The sequence below is a fragment of the Shigella sp. FC1544 genome (assembly GCF_001722145.1).
Lineage (GTDB): Bacteria > Pseudomonadota > Gammaproteobacteria > Enterobacterales > Enterobacteriaceae > Escherichia > Escherichia coli.
In genome coordinates this window covers 1-387 of record NZ_MECT01000473.1, presented here as the reverse complement: position 1 = coordinate 387, position 387 = coordinate 1, and the positions used below count along the sequence as shown (strand labels likewise).

The 387-nt window shown below is 40.1% G+C and carries 1 protein-coding gene and 1 pseudogene; one reads left to right on the top strand and one right to left on the bottom strand.

Annotation, left to right across the window (positions count from 1 at the left end; translation table 11 throughout):
- Positions 1-97 precede the first annotated feature (97 nt).
- Positions 98-178 (top strand): annotated as a pseudogene (locus BGK49_RS31230) (hypothetical protein); the annotation flags it as partial.
- A 131-nt stretch (positions 179-309) separates the two neighbouring features.
- On the opposite strand, the gene BGK49_RS18560 reads toward BGK49_RS31230, so the two are convergent.
- Positions 310-387, bottom strand: a 78-nt coding sequence (locus tag BGK49_RS18560) for an IS1 family transposase (protein WP_001401901.1), incomplete at its 5' end; no start/stop codon positions are given.

Genomic DNA, 387 nt, shown 5'->3' with positions numbered 1-387 from the left:
AATCATCTGTACTCCAATGACTAGTCTAAAAACTAGTATTAAGACTATCACTTATTTAAGTGATACTGGTTGTCTGGAGATTCAGGGGGCCAGTCTAGGAAGGGCCTTCCCGAGAGTGGTAAAGGAGAGGCCCTGGAAATACCCCACAGCCCCGAAAAAGAGCCAGTCAGTTGCTTAACTGACTGGCATTAGCCATCTGGCAGGCTTTTTTTATTATCGCTAAATAATACAGCAACCTTTAATAATCTTCTGCTGAATAAAGATTATCTCATATATTAATTTTATGAGATTTTTGGTAATGACTCCAACTTACTGATAGTGTTTTATGTTCAGATAATGCCCGATGACCTTGTCATGCAGCTCCACCGATTTTGAGAACGACAGTGA